Here is a 15,374-nt window from a genome sequence, read left to right on the forward strand (position 1 = left end):
CGACGCGCTCGCTACGAGGAGGTAACCGGATGCGCCGGACGCTGTTCACCCAGGATCACGAGGACTTCCGCCTCCTGGTCCGCGATTACCTCGCCCGCGAGGTGGTCCCGGAGTACGAGCAGTGGCGCGAGGCGGGCCTGGTCCCCCGCGAACTGTTCACCTCGCTGGGCAAGCTCGGCATCATCGGCACCGCCGTTCCCGAGGAATTCGGCGGCGGCGGTCAGGACGACTACCGCTACAACGTGGTGCTCCAGGAAGAGTGCGCGCGGGCGGGTGTGACGCTCGGCGGCCTGCGTACCCATCTCGACATCGTCGTCCCGTACTTCCTCGGCCTGGCCGACGACCCCCAGCGGTCCCGCTGGTTCCCGGGCCTGGCCTCGGGTGCGCTCTACACCGCGATCGCGATGAGCGAACCCGGGACCGGTTCGGATCTGGCGGGCGTCGCGACCAAGGCGGTCCGCGATGGCGGCCACTACGTTCTCAACGGAGCCAAGACCTTCATTACCGGTGGGTACCATGCCGACCTGGTTATCGTCGTCGCACGGACCAGCACCGATCCGGACAATCGCCGCGCGGGCCTTTCCCTGCTGGTGGTGGAGAAGGGGATGGCGGGCTTCACCGTCGGGCGCAAACTCGACAAACTCGGTCTCACCGTGCAGGACACCGTCGAGCTGTCTTTCGCCGATGTGCGCGTCCCCGTTGCCAATCTGCTCGGCGCGGAAGGCGAGGCGTTCTCCTACCTCGGCCGCAATCTGGCGCAGGAGCGGCTGGCCATCTCGGTCGGTGCGGTCGCGCAGGCCCGGGCCGCGCTCGAAATGACCATCACCTACGTGCGGGACCGGACCGTATTCGGTAAACCGGTAGCGCACTTCCAGAACACCAAATTCGAACTCGCGGCCATCGCCGCCGAAGTCGAGGCCGCCCAGACCATGCTCGACGCGGCCGTCACGGCATTGGTCGCCGGCGAATTGAGTCCCGTCGACGCGGCCAAGACCAAGCTGTTCTGCACCGAGATGCAAGGCCGGGTGGTCGACCGCTGCCTGCAACTGCACGGCGGCTACGGCTACATCCTCGAATCCCCGATCGCCCGGCTCTACGCCGACGCCCGGGTGAGCCGCATCTATGGCGGCACCAGCGAGGTCATGAAGACCATCATCAGTAAATCCCTTGGCTTATAAGGAGTTTGGTATGCACATCGACGGTTCCTCGGCACTGGTCACCGGTGGCGCCTCCGGGCTCGGCCTGGCCACCGCGCGTCGGATCATCGACCGCGGCGGCCGCGTCGTCCTCGCCGACATCTCCGAGGAGCAGGGCGCCAAGGCCGTCGCCGAACTCGGCGACGCGGCACAGTTCGTTCGCGCGGATGTGACCGACGAGGCCGAGATCTCCGCCGCCCTCGATGCCGCCGAAAACAGCGGTCCGCTGCGTTTCGTCGTGCACTGCGCCGGGCGCGGCGGCGACCGGGTCCGGATCATCGACCGCGACCGCACCCCGGGCGACCTCGCGACCTTCGCCGAGGTCGTGCGGATCAACCTGATCGGCAGCTACAACGTGCTGCGCTTGGCCGCCGCCCGCATGGCGGCGAACGAGATCGTCGACGGCGACCGCGGTTCCATCGTCCTCACCGCATCGGTCGCCGCATTCGACGGCCAGATCGGACAGACCTCCTACACCGCATCCAAGGCGGGCGTGCACGGCATCACCTTGGTCGCTGCCCGCGATCTGGCCAGCTGGCAGATCCGGGTGAACACCATCGCGCCTGGCATCATGGACACCCCCATGCTCGCCCGGCTGCGCGAGGACATCCGCGAAAGCCTGGCTGCCACCGTGCCGCATCCCAAGCGCCTCGGTGATGGCGACGACTACGCCCGCCTGGCCATCGAGATGCTGGAGAACCCCTACCTCAACGGCCAGACCATCCGGCTCGACGGCGCCATCCGCATGGCGCCGCGCTGAGCGCCGCACCGATCGCAACCATGGAGGAGCCAGGTGACTCTCACGTTCAGCGAGGAGCAGGTCGAGACCGATGAGCAGTTCCGGGCACGCCTGCGGGCGTTCCTGACCGACCATCATCCCGGTCGTCGACCCAAGGATCCGGCCGAGCGACTGGCCTGGCAGAAGGCCTGGTTGGCAACGCTTTTCGACGCCGGATACGCCGGTCCGAGCTGGCCGCGGGAATACGGTGGGATGGGGCTGAGCTTCGGGCGTCAGGTGATCTACCAGGAGGAGTACGCGCGGGCACGGGTGCCTGGCCCGCTGGGCACCGGTCTGGGCATCGCCGCGCCGACGATCATCAAATACGGCACGGCCGAGCAGAAGCAGCGCTTCCTGGCTCCGATGCTGCGCGGCGATATGGTTTGGGCGCAGGGGTATTCCGAGCCGGGTGCCGGATCGGATCTGCCCGCGCTGCGCACCACGGCGCGGCTCGAGGGTGGCGGTCCCGACGACCCCGACGCGGAGTATGTGGTCAACGGGCAGAAGGTGTGGAACAGCGCGGCCGATATCGCCGACATCATCTTCACCCTGGTCCGCACCGGTCCGCCGGGATCGCGGCAGGAGGGGATCAGCTATCTGCTGATCGATGCGCACGCACCCGGCGTGAGTGTGCGACCGCTTCGTGACCTGACCGGCGACGCACACTTCTGCGAGATCTTCTTCAGCGATGTGCGGGTGTCGGTCGCCAATCGGATCGGCACGGAGAACGGCGGGTGGCCGCTGGTGCGCACCAGCCTGGGTCATGAGCGCGCGGCCGGGGCGATGAATCAGGCCGCTCTGTACCGGCGCGTACTCGACGAGCTGATCGAGCTGGCGCGTGAGCGCGGTGTGACCGCGGATCCGCTGGTGCGTGATCGGTTGGCGGACTTCGAGATTCGGGTGTCGATCATGCGGCTGACCGGCATGCGCACGATCGCCGACATCATGGCCAAGGGAGAGCCGGGGCCCGCATCATCGACATCGCGATTGTTCATCGTGACCTTCGAACAGGACCTGCACGAATTCGCCGTCGATATGCTCGGCGCCTACGGTGTGCTCGGTCGGCGCGATCCGCACGCCGTGCAGCGGGGTCGCTGGGTGTGGGGCTTTCTGCGCACCCGGGCCTCGACGATCGGTGCGGGAACCGCCGAGATCCAACGCAATACCATCGCCGAACAGGTGCTCGGCCTGCCACGCGATCCGGCGATGCCGTCGGTTGGGCGGACTCGATGAGGGCGGCGCGCTGCACCGAATACGGTGCGCCCGCTGGACTGTCGGTCGTCGAGCTCGACGATCCTCAGCCCGGTCCCGGCGAAGTGCTGATCCGGGTACATGCCGCTGCGGTCAACTACCCGGATGTGCTGGTCATCGCGAACCGATATCAGGTATCGGCACCGCTGCCTTTCACACCCGGCAGTGAATTCGCGGGTGTCATAACGGCTTTGGGGCCCGGAGTGACGGGTCCGCCGGTGGGTTCGCCGGTGGCCGGAGCCGCGCTTACCGGTGCGTTCGCCGAACAGATCGTGGTGCCCGCCGCGGGTTTGCGCCCGATTCCGGACGGTCTCGATATGGTGCACGCCGCCGCGTTTCACGTCACCTACGCGACCGCCTACCACTCGCTGGTCACCATCGGCGAGGGGAAAGCGGGGGAGTGGGCGGTGGTGCTCGGCGCGGCGGGCGGGGTCGGCTCGGCCGCGGTCGATGTCGGCACCCGGTTGGGACTACACGTCATCGCGGCCGCGTCGAGCGAGGACCGGCTCGTGGTCACGCGCAAGCTCGGCGCCGAGGCCGGAATCGATTATGTCCGTGAGGATCTGAAGAAGCGGTTGCGCGAAGTCACCGGCGGCGAAGGCGTCCACCTGGTGATCGATCCGGTGGGCGGCGACTACTCGGAGGCCGCCCTGCGCGGACTGCGGCGCGGCGGCCGATTCGTCACGGTCGGGTATGCCGACGGGAAGATTCCCAGCATTCCGCTGAATCTCGTACTGCTCAAAGAAGCGACCGTACGAGGCTTCGAGATCCGGATGTTGCGCCAGTACGCCAAAGATGCCGTAGCAGCCGGTGATCGTGCGCTGGCCGCGATGGTTCGTGACGGGATGCGTCCGCTCGTCTCCCAGGTCCATCCGCTCGCCGAAATCGCCACCGCATTGACCGACGTTGCCGAACGCCGCACCACCGGAAAGATCGTCCTCGATATGACTGCCACCTGAGCGGCACCACCACCATGGTGGCGGTGCCGCCACCGTCGAAGCGGTCACGCTGTGCGGGCGGCTGGATTCCACGATATCGGCGATGGCATTCATCGCCGGGTTTGCTTTCGCGGACGGTTATTCCTGGATGGTGATGACCAGCGCCGGGCAGACCGCGGCGGCTTCCCGGACATCGGCGGCCTGATCCTCGGGTGGGTTCGCGTCGAGCAGGATGACGATGCCGTCCTCGTCGCGCTGGTCGAAGACATCGGGGGCGACGGCCACGCACTGTCCGCAGGCGACGCACTTGTCTTCGTCGATGGTGACTTTCATGGGGGACTCCTTGTTTGTTAGCGCCGACGTTTGTCAGGCCCGGCTGGTCGCGGCCGACCGGGCCTCGACGATTTCCTGCCTGCGCAGGCGGGTCTGTTTGGGCATGTTCCAGCCGACGACGCCGGTGACTCGACCCTCGAGGGTGTAACGGGCGACGAATCTGCGCTCGTCGGTGGAACCGTTCACGATCTCGACCTCCGCTCCGGTCGGGAGGGTGCCGTGGACCTGGATCTTGGTGTCGAACTGATCGGTCCAGAAGTAGGGGATCGGGGTGTAGGACTGTTCGGCGCCGAGCAGATTGGCGGCGACCGCTGCGGCCTGTTCGGTGGCGTTGGTGCGGTTCTCCATCCGGACCAGGCCGCCCACGTGGTCGTCATACCAGCGGGCGACATCCCCCGCGGCGTAAATACCTTGGGCCGCACGGCAATAGGAGTCGCACACCACGCCGTTGTCCAGCGTCAGTCCGCTGTCGGTCAGCCATTCGGTCGCCGGGACCGCGCCGACCGCGACCACGACGACATCGGCGGGCAGTTCCTCCCCGGTATCCAGCCGCACCCCACCGACCCGGCCGCCGTCGTGGATGAATCCGCTGACTCCGGTGCCGAGCCGCATCCGCACCCCGCGTTCGGTGTGCAGATCGCCGAGCAGGGGTGCGATCACCGGACCGAGTTGTCCGGCCATCGGCGCCAACAGGGGGCCGACCACGGTGACGTCCAGGCCCATAGTCCGTGCGGTGGCGGCGATTTCGGAGCCGAGTACGCCTTCACCGACCACCACGAGCCGAGTGGCGCGCAGCAGATCCGCGCGCAGGGCGACCGCGTCCGCGAGATTGCGCAGCACGTGCACACCGGCCAGGCCGTCCGCGCCGGGCAGTGTGCGGGCGTGCACCCCGGTGGCGATCACGACGGCGTCGGCCTGTACGGCCAGCCCGGATTCGGCGTGCACGATGTGGTTCACCGGGTCGAGGGCGACCGCGGTCTCGCCGAGGACCAGATCCATCGGCATCGCGGCCAGATGTGTGGTGGGGCGCAGTTGGGCCTTCTCGGGTTCCCAGGCGCCCGCCAGAATCTGCTTGGACAGCGGCGGCCGGTCGTAGGGAAGTTCGGGCTCGGCGCCGAGGATGGTGACGCTGCCCTGATATCCATTGCGCAGCAAGGCTTCCGCGGTGGACAGTCCGGCCGCGGAGGCGCCGACTACCAGTACGCTCTCGGGTACATACATGGCTGAATCTCTTTCGTAGGTCTGGTGGTCGGGGTCAGACGAGCTGCAGGCGCCTGCGCAGCAGGGCGGCGCCCGCCCCCACCGAGACCAGCCCCATGGCGACGCAAGTGGCGATCTGCTGGACACCGTCGAGGCCGAGGCTGTCGGCCACCGGTTCGAAGCCGACTGCCAGCGCGATGGCGAGGTTGAACAGGAACAGCAGCCAGAGGGTGGGCTTCGCGGAGAGCCGCGTTTGGACGGACTTCATGTCGATTCCTTCGAGATCGGAGCCGGTTAACGTCTGGCGTAAACGATTCCGTCTCCGGCTCGTCGCAACGAGGGAGTGCGGTCCCGAAGTCGAGGTGTACCTGGCTACACCCCTCGGCGGTACCGCGCTACACCGTCGGCGGGCATCGCTTCGCATAGCCTGGTCACATGCGGAAAACGGTGCGACAGGCGGCGCGGGCAACCGCCCAGCTGGCCAATGCCGCGGCGCTGGCCTTCGGCTCGTACCTGTTCATTGCCATGCTGTTGCTGACGCTGGCCGGTGCGCTGTCGCTGGTCGGCATCGGGATGGTGCCGGTGACGGTCCAGTTGGTGCGCCAGTTCGCGGGCAGCAAGCGGCGCCAAGTGGCGACATGGACCGGTCGCGCCGTCCCCGAGGCGTATTCGTCGATCAGCGGCCCGCTGCGGCAGAGTCTGCGCGCGGTCGTGCGCGACCCGACGACGCTCGCCGACCTGCGCTGGATGCTGGCCTACTACTTCTACGGCGCCCTGGCCTATCTGGCGATACCGCTGTGGCTGATCGGCTTGCCCGTCGACGGGGTGTGGTGCGGTGTGCTCGGCCGAAAAGCGCTGGTACTACCGCTGATCGGTCGATTAGCCGATCTGGATGCCAATTGGTCTCGCTCACTGCTGCGACCTCCGCCCAAGGCGTGGCTCGCGGCACGGGTCGACGAGCTGACGCAGACCCGTACCAGTGCGATCGCCGCACACGGCGCCGAATTGCGCCGCATCGAACGCGATCTGCACGACGGCACGCAGGCGCGGTTGGTATCGCTGTCCATGCGGATCGGTCTGGCGAAGCGCGCCATGGACCGCGATCCCGCGAACGCGCGCAAACTGCTCGACGAGGCACAGCAACTCACCGAGGAGACGCTGACCGAACTGCGCCACATCGTGCGGGTGATCCACCCGCCGATCCTCACCGACCGCGGCCTCGCCGGTGCGATCCTGGCACTCGCGACCGACAGTGGTCTCGATGTCACCGTGGACGTGGACGAGGTGTCGCAGGGTCCGCGCGCCCCGGCGGCGGTAGAGGCGGCGGCCTACTTCGTCGTCGCCGAGGCATTGACCAATGCGGCCAAGCACAGCGGGTCCGAGCGGGCCGATGTGCGAATCATGCGGATACACAATGGATTACGCGTGGTCGTGCGTGACGAGGGTAAGGGTGGAGTCGAGGATATGTTGCGGGGCAACGGTTCCGAGGGGTCCGGTGTGCTCGGCATACAACGTCGGGTCGCCGCACTCGATGGGACCTTTACTGTGACCAGCCCCGTCGGGGGTCCGACCGAAATCGAGGTGGATTTGCCGTGCGCGTGGTGATGGCCGAGGACAATGCCCTGCTACGGGAAGGACTCGTCCTATTGCTGACCTCGGCCGGACACGAGGTCGTGGCCGTGGTGGGCAGCGGACCGGAGATTGTGCCCGCATTGCTCACTCACCGTCCGGATATCGCGGTGCTCGATGTCCGGCTGCCGCCGGCCTTCCGGGACGAGGGTCTGCGGGCGGCGCTGGCCGCACGCAAGGAGTTGCCTGGATTGCCGGTGCTCGTGCTCTCGCAGTACGTCGAGGAGTCCTATGCCGCCGAATTGCTCGGCGGCGGAGCCAGTGGGGTCGGCTATCTGCTCAAGGACCGGGTGGGTCGGGTCGACGAATTCCTGGAGGCGCTGGAGCGGGTCGCGGGCGGCGGCACCGCGCTCGACCCCGAGGTGGTGAGTCAACTGCTCACCCGCCGCCGGAATTCACCCCTGGACTCGCTGACGCCACGGGAGCGCGAAGTACTCGAATTGATGGCGGCCGGGCACGACAACGCCACGATCGCGGAAACACTCGTTGTCACCGAACGCGCGGTCAGCAAGCACATCGGCAATGTCTTCCAGAAACTCGGGCTGCCGACGACAGATAGCGGACATCGCCGGGTGCTTGCGGTACTCGCCTACCTCAATAACGCCTAGCGGCGGGGGTGGTCGAGCACGAGCGCCCCGTCCAGAGACCTGCGGGCAGGTTCTCGACGAGGCGTTGAGTTCGGGCTGTTGGGGATGAACGGTGTTACTCGATGGTGATCGCGCGCTCCGGACAGGCCATTTCACCCTCGCGCGCCGCATTCTCCAGATCCGCGGGCACTTCGCCTTCGAACGGCAGGGCGTAGCCGTCGTCATCGAGTTCGAACAACTCCGGGGCCGCGGCCGCGCACCGGGCGTGTCCGGAACACAGCGAACTGTCGATCGTGATCTTCATCGAACAACTCCGTTCTCGAGAGTAGAGATTTCGCCGAGATTCATCGGCCCGGCGTAGGCGATGGTCAGCAGTTCCGTCACCAACATCGCCGTCGGCGCGTGCGCCCGCCGTGATGACGGGCTCGGCATAGGCGCGCACCACCTGACGCGCCGTCGCCCCGGGAATCCGATCGTCGGGAGCGTAGTCATGACCGCGCCGCGCTGCCGCTCGGCTGCGTCACGACCACGAACGTGGCTGTGTCGGTTGTTCGCTCGCTCATGGCTTGGTGGTCGAACCCGCGTCGACGGTGAATTGCAGTCCCGTCACGTAGCGCGCTTCGTCGGAAGCGAGGAACAGCACGGCATTCGAGATATCCCGTGGCTCGACGTGGGTGTGCAGCGTATTCATCGCGGCCAGCGCGAACAGTGGCTCGCGTTCCTTCAGTTCCTCCATCGGCACGCCGACCGTGATGCCGGTATCGCTGACGCCGGTGGGATGCACGGTGTTCACCCGAATCCGGTGTTTGGCAAGCTCATTGGACAGCGCCTTCATCAGGCCGACCACACCGTGCTTGCTCGCCACGTAGTGGGCGTAGGGGACATGGCCCCGGATACCCGCGGCCGAGCTGGTGATGACGATGGATCCGCCCGCATCGGCAGCGATCATGCCGGGTATCGCGGCACGCACGGTATTCCACACGCCCTTGAGGTTGACGTCCATCGTGACGTCCCACTCCTCCTCGGACAATTCCCAGGCGCGACCGGCACTCATCACCCCGGCATTGGCGACAATCGTGTCGAGGTGACCGAATTCGGCCGTCGCCGCGTCCACCGCGGCCCGCATATCGCTGAGCGAGCGCACGTCGGCCTGGACTACGACGCACCGCCCGCCGACGGCCTCGACCAGCTTCGCGGTCTCCTCGAGCTGTTCCTTCGTCGCCAGCGGATAGGGCAGCGCCTTGCTGATCTCCTGGCAGACATCGGTGATCACGACGGCGGCCCCCTCTTCCGCCAGCCGCACCGCATGCGAGCGGCCCTGGCCGCGCCCAGCTCCGGTGATGAGTGCGACCTTGCCCTCTACACGCCCCATACCAACCTCAGTTCCATTGTTGTGCAATGCTTTCCGTGCCGCTGACCGACGTGAGGGGTCAGCGGCCGAGCAGATCGGCGGCTGCCTCGCGCAGCGCGCGGAGCCGGGTTTCGAGCAACTCACGCTCGGCGGCGTCGGCCGCACCGAGTTCGGGCAGCCGCGCCTCGACCTCGCCGATCTCCTCCTGCAGGCGGCCGTAGGCCTCCTCGCGGGTCAGCAGATCCAGTTCCGTCCAGTCGGAGCGCTCGGACTCGGGCTTGCGGCTCATGCGGTACCTCCTGCGGCATGATCGGGGCCCTGTGTGGCTACGCGGCGCCGCCGCCTCCGGGGCTGATCGCTCATGCCGGAAGGTTGTAGAGCCGACGGGTGTTCAGTTCGACCATCTGGTGTACCTCGTCGTCCGGTACATCGGCCAGTACCTCGGCCGCGTAGGCACGGCTCTTGGGCCAGTACGAGTCGGAGTGCGGGTAATCGCATTCCCAGGTGATGCGCTCGACCCCGATGTGGTGGCGCACCTCGATGCCGAACCGGTCATCGATGAAGCAGCCGTGGAAGTGCTTCTTGAACAGGTCCGAGGGCCGAATGTCCTGATTGATGTTCTGGTAGAAGCGATGCCGCTCCCAGGTGCCGTCCATCCGCTCCAACATGTACGGCATCCAGCCGATGCCGCCCTCGGATAAGCCGACCTTCAACTTGGGGTGCCGATGGAACACCGGCGAGAACAACAGGTCCGCGGTGGCGAACATGGAGTTGCAGCCGAACAGCGAGATGGTCACCGCGAACGGAGCCTCCTCTGAGGTCTTCGGCGGTTTGCCCGAGGTGCCGAAGTGCAGGCACAGCGGCATATCGGTCTCCTCGAGCGCGGAGAACATCGGGTCCCAATGATCGCTGTAGAACGACGGCAACCCCAGCGGCGCCGGATTCTCCGGGAAGGAGATCGCCTTCGAGCCCTTGGCGGCGACCCGGTGGATCTCCGCGACACAGGCCTGCACATCCCACAGCGGCAGAATGCTCAGCGGGATCAGGCGGTCGGCCGGACCGGCCGCGCACCACTCGTCGAGCACGAAGTCGTTCCACGCCCGCACAGACAGCAACGCGAGTTCCTTGTCCTGGCTCTCCAGGAATACCGTGCCCGCGAAGCGCGGGAAGGAGGGAAAGCACAGCGCGCCCCAGACGCCGTCGAGGTCCATATCGCGCAGTCTGGCCTTCGGGTCATAGCAGCCCGGGATCATCTCGTCGTAGCGGGTCGGTTCGGTGCCGAACTCCTCGGGATTCTTACCCGCGACGGCATTCAGTCCGATGTAGGGGTACACGCGGCCCTCGTAGGTCCACACCTCCGCGGGTGCGGCGTAGCCCTCCCGATCCTGCTCCACGATTCGCGGACCGGCCTCCCGGTACTTCGCGGGCAACCGGTCCACCCACAGCCGTGGGGGCTCGATCAGGTGGTCATCGGTCGACAGCAGCTTCATCCATGGCTGCAATGGCATCTTGTGCTCCCTCGTCCAGATCGCGGCGCGCCGGAGCAGTCCCGCAAATGGGGCTTGCTCCGCCCTCGACATACGCAGCGCAGAGCCGAAGCCAGCTGTGTGCTGGCACACAAACTCTATATCACTCCGCTTATTGTGTACACCTGATTACTTCTCACTCAGCGGAAACTGTGCCTTCGTCAACTAATCAAGCAATATTCAGTCTACCCATTTACAGTCCAACTAACTATGCTCATGGCACCAGCTCGCCGGGATCGCGCGGCCGCGCCGTGTCCACGGCAGCGCCGGAGTGGATCCGCGCCCGCATTCGAGTGTCCCGCCGTGCCGCCAGAGTCGATGGAAGGAAACCCACGATGGGTCGAGTACAGGACAAAGTCGTCTTCATTACCGGAGCCGCCCGCGGTCAGGGGCGCGCACACGCGCTGCGGCTCGCGGAGGAGGGCGCCGACATCATCGCCGTCGATCTGTGCGAGAACATCCCCACCAACGGTTATGCGCTGGCGAGTCAGGACGACCTCGACGAAACCGCCCGCCTGGTCGACAAGCTCGGGCGGCGCATCGTCGCCCGTAAGGCCGATGTGCGCGACCCGGCCGCATTGAAGGCCGCCGTGGCCGAAGGGGTTGCCGAGTTCGGCAGGCTCGATGGCGTTGTCGCACAAGCCGGTATCGCCCCGTTGGGTCCGCAGGACAGTGCACTGGCCTTCATCGATGCCATCACCGTCGATTTCAACGGCGTCGTCCACGCCGTCGAGGCCGCCCTGCCGCATTTGAAGGCGGGGGCCTCGATCGTGGCGACCGGATCGCTGGCCGCGCTGATTCCGGCGAGCGTCGACAACCCCGCCAACGGTCCCGGCGGTCTCGGTTACTCCTTTGCCAAGCGCACCGTCGCCGCCTTCATCCACGATCTCGCGACCGTACTCGCATCCCGGCAGATCAGGGCCAATGCGGTGCACCCGACGAACGTCAATACCGACATGCTCAAGAACGAGCTCATGTACCGCTCGTTCCGGCCCGATCTGGAGAATCCGACGCGCGAGGATGCCTTGGTCTCCTTTCCCGCGACCACCGGCATGGGCAACCCCTATGTCGAACCCGAGGACATCGCCGACGCCGTGCTCTTTCTGATTTCCGAGGAATCCCGGTGGGTGACCGGCATGCAGATGCGTGTCGACGCCGGTGGTTACGTCAAGAAGCGCCCCCAGCTGCCGACTTTCTGACCAGGTGGGTGGGCAGTGGTCGGCTGCCCACCCACCCCATTCAGGCTCGGGCCGAGCGCGCCACATACCGCGCGATCACATTGCGCTGAATCTCGTTGGTGCCCTCGCCGATTTCGAGAATCTTGGCATCGGCGTAGAAGCGCGAGATCTTCGACTCGCGCATATAGCCATAGCCGCCGTGGATCTGGACGCTGGCGCTGGCCGCTCGATTGGCCACCTCGGAGGCGTACAACTTGGCCATGGCCGCCGCTTGGCCGAACGGCCTGCCCTCGTCGGCGAGCCATGCGGCGCGATAGACGAGGGCGCGTGCCGCTTCGACCTCGGTGGCCATATCGGCGAGCTTGTGCTGTACCGCCTGGAACGCCGAGAGCGGCTTGCCGAACTGTTCGCGTTGGGACGCATGGGTGGCAGCGAGATCGAGCGCCTCTTGGGCCAGGGACAGCGCCAGTGCCGCGACGCTGATGCGGCCGCCGTCGAGCACATCGAGGAACTGCCGTAATCCGTTGCCCTCGTCGCCGATCAGGTTCTCGCCCGGGATCCAGCAATCGTCGAAGATCAGCTCCCGCGAATCCATCGCATGCCAGCCGAGCTTCTTCATCGGATGGCCGACGGTATAGCCCGGTGTGCCGGTCGGCACGAAAAACGTTCCGTACCTTCTGGTTCCGTCATTATCGGTGCCGGTCACCGCGAGAATCGTGACGCCGAGACTGATCTCGGTGCCCGCATTGGTGATGAACATTTTGGTGCCGTTGATGAGCCATCCGTCACCGTCACGCCGAGCGGTGGTCCGGATACCGGCCGCATCCGAGCCCGCGGTCGGTTCCGTCAGTCCGAAGGCGCCGATATGGGTGCCCTGCGCGAGCGGCGTCAGCCATTTCGCCTTCTGTTCCTGGGTGCCGAAGGTGGCCAGGGGCAGCGAGGCGATGGTGGAGTGGGCGTTCCAGCAGGCGGCCAGCGACTGATCCGCCGCGCCGATCATTTCCATGGCGGCCACATAGGAGACGAACCCGACATCGGTGCCGCCGTACTCGGGGGCGACGAGCAATCCGGTCAGGTCCAACTCGCCCATTTTCAAGAAGACCTGGGACGGGAATCGTTCCTGCTCCGACCAGGACTCGGCATGCGGCTCGATCTCCCGTTCGGCGAAGTCACGGCACAGCTTCTGTAGCTCGATCGCCTCGGCTGGCAGGTCTAGATCCATAGCGAGTCCGTCCTGTCGTCTGGTCGCCAACAGCGACTCTTGTTTTTTCGAACACTCGGTATAATATTTACCATCGGTGCCGCACGTCAACAGTCGCACCGAGTGCGAGGCCGTCGACCGATCGGTGAGAAATCCATGACAATGACTGAATCCAATTCGCGGACAACGGACTTGGGGAATGCGGCGACGCTGACCGAGATGTACCGCAGAATGCTGACGATTCGGCGGTTCGAAGAGCACGCCGCCCGGCTCTACCGCGACAGCCGGATACCGGGATTCCTGCATCTGTCCATCGGTCAGGAGGCATCCGCGGTCGGCGCCTGCTGGCCACTGGACGACCGGGATGTGGTGACCTCGACCCATCGTGGCCACGGCCACTGCATCGCCAAGGGCCTCGATGTCGACGGCATGTTCGCCGAGCTCATGGGCAAGGAGAGCGGAACCTGCAAGGGGCGCGGCGGTTCCATGCACATCGCGGATCCACGCAAGGGGATCTTCGGCGCGAACGGCATTGTAGGTGCGGGCCTGCCGATCGCGGTCGGCGCCGGCACCGCCGCCCAGCTGCGCCGGGGCGGCGGCGTGGTCGTCGCCTTCTTCGGCGACGGCGCCATCGCCCAGGGGGTGTTTCATGAATCGGTCAATTTGGCCGCGGTGTGGGACCTGCCTGTCATCTTCTTCTGCGAGAACAACGGCTACTCCGAATTCTCCGCGGCGGCCGACCAGCACCGGGCGACCCTGCGCGAGCGCGCGGCGGGCTACGGCGTCGAATACCACGGGGTGGACGGCAATGATGTCGTGCAGGTCGCGGCGCTACAGCGCGAGCTCGTTACTCAGCTGCGCGCCGGTGTGGGCCCGATGATCGTCGAGGCCACCACCTACCGCTGGCACGGGCACTACGAGGGCGATCCCGAAAGCTACCGGGACGCCGAAGAACTCGCCGAATGGAAGAAGCGCGATCCGCTGGTACTGCTCGGCGACACCATGCGCGGGCGCGGGCTGGCCGAGCAACTGACCGTCGTCGAGCGTGAGGTCGACGCAGTGATCGAGCACGCGATCGAGCAGGCCACCGCCGCACCGTACCCCGCCGCCGAGACGGCCGGCGATTTCGTCACCACACCACGTGCCGACATACCGGAACCGGCGACACCGACCGACGGATCGCTGAAAATCATGCATGCGATCACCAATGCGTTGAATCGTGAGCTCGCGGACGATCCGACCGTCTTCCTGGCGGGCATCGATGTCGGAAAGGGCGGCAATGTCTACGGATTGACGCGCGGTCTGGCCGAGAAATACCCGGGCCGCGTCCGTGACACCCCGATTTCCGAAAGCGCGATCATGGGGACCGCGGTGGGTGCGGCGATGGCGGGCTACCGCCCGGTCGTCGAACTGATGTACTTCGACTTCATCGGCGTCTGCCTGGATCAATTGATGAACCAGGCGGCCAAATTGCGCTTCATGACCGGCGGCGCGGTGACCATGCCACTGGTGGTGCGCACCCAGTTCGGTGCGGGCAAATCCTCCGGCAGCCAGCATTCTCAGAGTCTGGAGGGTCTGCTCGCGCACATCCCCGGGCTGACGGTGGTGATGCCGTCGACTCCGGCCGATACCTACGGCTTGTTGCGCGCCGCGATCCAGGATCCCAATCCGGTGATCTTCATCGAGAACCGCCTGCTGTACGGCAAGAAGGGGCCCGAGCCGTCGGCGGATCACATTGTGCCCCTCGGCAAGGCGATCGTGCGACGACCCGGCGTCGACGCGACCGTGGTCTCGTATTCGAAGATGATGTACGACTGCCTCGCCGTGGCCGATCGCCTGTCCGCCGAGGGCATCGAGGTCGAGGTCATCGATCTGCGGACCATCAGTCCGCTGGACTTCGATACCGTCCTGACCTCGCTGCGCAAGACGAATCGTCTGGTGGTCGTCCATCAGGCCGTCGGTGAATTCGGCGTCGGCGCCGAACTGGCCGCCCGCGCCGTCCGCGAGGGATTCTGGTACCTGGACGCGCCGGTGATCCGAGTGACGGCCGGTCCGACACCCGCGCCATACAGCCCGACGCTGGAGCAGATCTGGCTGCCCGACGAGGCGCGCATCGAGGCCGCGATTCGCGAATCCTTGGACGCCCACCCGTGACCGACGCCGAGACGGTAGTTTCTACCGACCGTTCACTCTGCGTATACTCGGT

Annotated in this window: 16 protein-coding genes; 8 read left to right on the plus strand and 8 right to left on the minus strand. The window is 66.3% G+C overall.

Annotated elements, in window-relative coordinates; all coding sequences use genetic code 11:
- Nucleotides 1-29: 29 nt before the first annotated feature.
- From ACIBI6_RS26060 to ACIBI6_RS26075, 4 genes are read left to right on the plus strand one after another with little or no spacing between them, the layout of a single operon-like run.
- Nucleotides 30-1,178, plus strand: coding sequence for an acyl-CoA dehydrogenase family protein (locus tag ACIBI6_RS26060; RefSeq protein WP_396958178.1), 1,149 nt, complete (start codon nt 30-32; stop codon nt 1,176-1,178).
- Between the two features lie 10 nt (nt 1,179-1,188).
- A complete protein-coding gene (locus ACIBI6_RS26065) occupies nt 1,189-1,956 on the plus strand; it encodes an SDR family NAD(P)-dependent oxidoreductase (protein WP_396958179.1) in 768 nt (255 codons plus the stop codon).
- Between the two features lie 33 nt (nt 1,957-1,989).
- Nucleotides 1,990-3,207 carry an acyl-CoA dehydrogenase family protein gene (locus ACIBI6_RS26070; protein ID WP_396958180.1) on the plus strand — a complete coding sequence of 406 codons (1,218 nt, stop codon included), beginning with the start codon at nt 1,990-1,992 and terminating at the stop codon, nt 3,205-3,207.
- Entirely contained in the window at nt 3,204-4,184 is a 981-nt protein-coding gene (locus tag ACIBI6_RS26075; protein WP_396958181.1) for an NADPH:quinone oxidoreductase family protein, read from the plus strand. Before ACIBI6_RS26070 ends, ACIBI6_RS26075 begins: the two co-directional genes overlap by 4 nt.
- Before the next feature lie 117 nt (nt 4,185-4,301).
- On the opposite strand, the gene ACIBI6_RS26080 is transcribed toward ACIBI6_RS26075, so the two are convergent.
- From ACIBI6_RS26080 to ACIBI6_RS26090, 3 genes are read right to left on the minus strand one after another with little or no spacing between them, the layout of a single operon-like run.
- Nucleotides 4,302-4,496, minus strand: a complete 195-nt coding sequence (locus tag ACIBI6_RS26080; RefSeq protein ID WP_063038717.1) for a ferredoxin — start codon at nt 4,494-4,496, stop codon at nt 4,302-4,304.
- Nucleotides 4,497-4,529: 33 nt separating this feature from the next.
- Nucleotides 4,530-5,717 (minus strand): NAD(P)/FAD-dependent oxidoreductase, encoded by a 1,188-nt coding sequence (locus ACIBI6_RS26085; RefSeq protein ID WP_396958182.1) that lies wholly within the window; start codon nt 5,715-5,717, stop codon nt 4,530-4,532.
- Nucleotides 5,718-5,751: 34 nt separating this feature from the next.
- Entirely contained in the window at nt 5,752-5,964 is a 213-nt protein-coding gene (locus ACIBI6_RS26090; RefSeq protein WP_396958183.1) for a hypothetical protein, read from the minus strand.
- Between the two features lie 167 nt (nt 5,965-6,131).
- Between ACIBI6_RS26090 and ACIBI6_RS26095 the strand changes: the two genes are divergently transcribed.
- Both ACIBI6_RS26095 and ACIBI6_RS26100 read left to right on the plus strand, forming a co-directional pair.
- Nucleotides 6,132-7,301 (plus strand): histidine kinase, encoded by a 1,170-nt coding sequence (locus tag ACIBI6_RS26095; RefSeq protein ID WP_396958184.1) that lies wholly within the window; start codon nt 6,132-6,134, stop codon nt 7,299-7,301.
- A complete protein-coding gene (locus ACIBI6_RS26100; RefSeq protein ID WP_364342439.1) occupies nt 7,289-7,933 on the plus strand; it encodes a response regulator transcription factor in 645 nt (214 codons plus the stop codon). Before ACIBI6_RS26095 ends, ACIBI6_RS26100 begins: the two co-directional genes overlap by 13 nt.
- 94 nt (nt 7,934-8,027) lie before the next feature.
- On the opposite strand, the gene ACIBI6_RS26105 is transcribed toward ACIBI6_RS26100, so the two are convergent.
- From ACIBI6_RS26105 to ACIBI6_RS26120, 4 genes are all read right to left on the minus strand, one after another.
- On the minus strand, nt 8,028-8,216 hold the full coding sequence (locus ACIBI6_RS26105; protein ID WP_357465927.1) for a ferredoxin: 189 nt from the start codon (nt 8,214-8,216) through the stop codon (nt 8,028-8,030).
- A gap of 255 nt (nt 8,217-8,471) precedes the next feature.
- The gene (locus tag ACIBI6_RS26110; protein ID WP_396958185.1) at nt 8,472-9,284 is read right to left on the minus strand and encodes a mycofactocin-coupled SDR family oxidoreductase; all 813 of its coding nucleotides are present in this window, start codon (nt 9,282-9,284) and stop codon (nt 8,472-8,474) included.
- Nucleotides 9,285-9,342: 58 nt separating this feature from the next.
- Nucleotides 9,343-9,552 (minus strand): hypothetical protein, encoded by a 210-nt coding sequence (locus tag ACIBI6_RS26115; protein WP_364342428.1) that lies wholly within the window; start codon nt 9,550-9,552, stop codon nt 9,343-9,345.
- 70 nt (nt 9,553-9,622) lie between these two features.
- Nucleotides 9,623-10,771 (minus strand): amidohydrolase family protein, encoded by a 1,149-nt coding sequence (locus ACIBI6_RS26120; protein ID WP_364342425.1) that lies wholly within the window; start codon nt 10,769-10,771, stop codon nt 9,623-9,625.
- 353 nt (nt 10,772-11,124) lie between these two features.
- Here ACIBI6_RS26120 and ACIBI6_RS26125 point away from each other — a divergent pair, with 353 nt between their 5' ends.
- Nucleotides 11,125-11,988: a mycofactocin-coupled SDR family oxidoreductase gene (locus ACIBI6_RS26125; protein ID WP_396958186.1), complete on the plus strand. Its 864-nt coding sequence runs from the start codon at nt 11,125-11,127 to the stop codon at nt 11,986-11,988.
- 40 nt (nt 11,989-12,028) lie between these two features.
- On the opposite strand, the gene ACIBI6_RS26130 is transcribed toward ACIBI6_RS26125, so the two are convergent.
- Nucleotides 12,029-13,189 carry an acyl-CoA dehydrogenase family protein gene (locus ACIBI6_RS26130; RefSeq protein WP_364342419.1) on the minus strand — a complete coding sequence of 387 codons (1,161 nt, stop codon included), beginning with the start codon at nt 13,187-13,189 and terminating at the stop codon, nt 12,029-12,031.
- A gap of 135 nt (nt 13,190-13,324) precedes the next feature.
- Here ACIBI6_RS26130 and ACIBI6_RS26135 point away from each other — a divergent pair, with 135 nt between their 5' ends.
- Complete coding sequence (locus ACIBI6_RS26135) at nt 13,325-15,322, plus strand: dehydrogenase E1 component subunit alpha/beta (protein ID WP_364342416.1); 1,998 nt, start codon at nt 13,325-13,327, stop codon at nt 15,320-15,322.
- The last annotated feature ends 52 nt before the right edge of the window (nt 15,323-15,374 follow it).

Origin of the sequence: Nocardia sp. NPDC050412 (assembly GCF_044458825.1) — a bacterium.
Lineage (GTDB): Bacteria > Actinomycetota > Actinomycetes > Mycobacteriales > Mycobacteriaceae > Nocardia.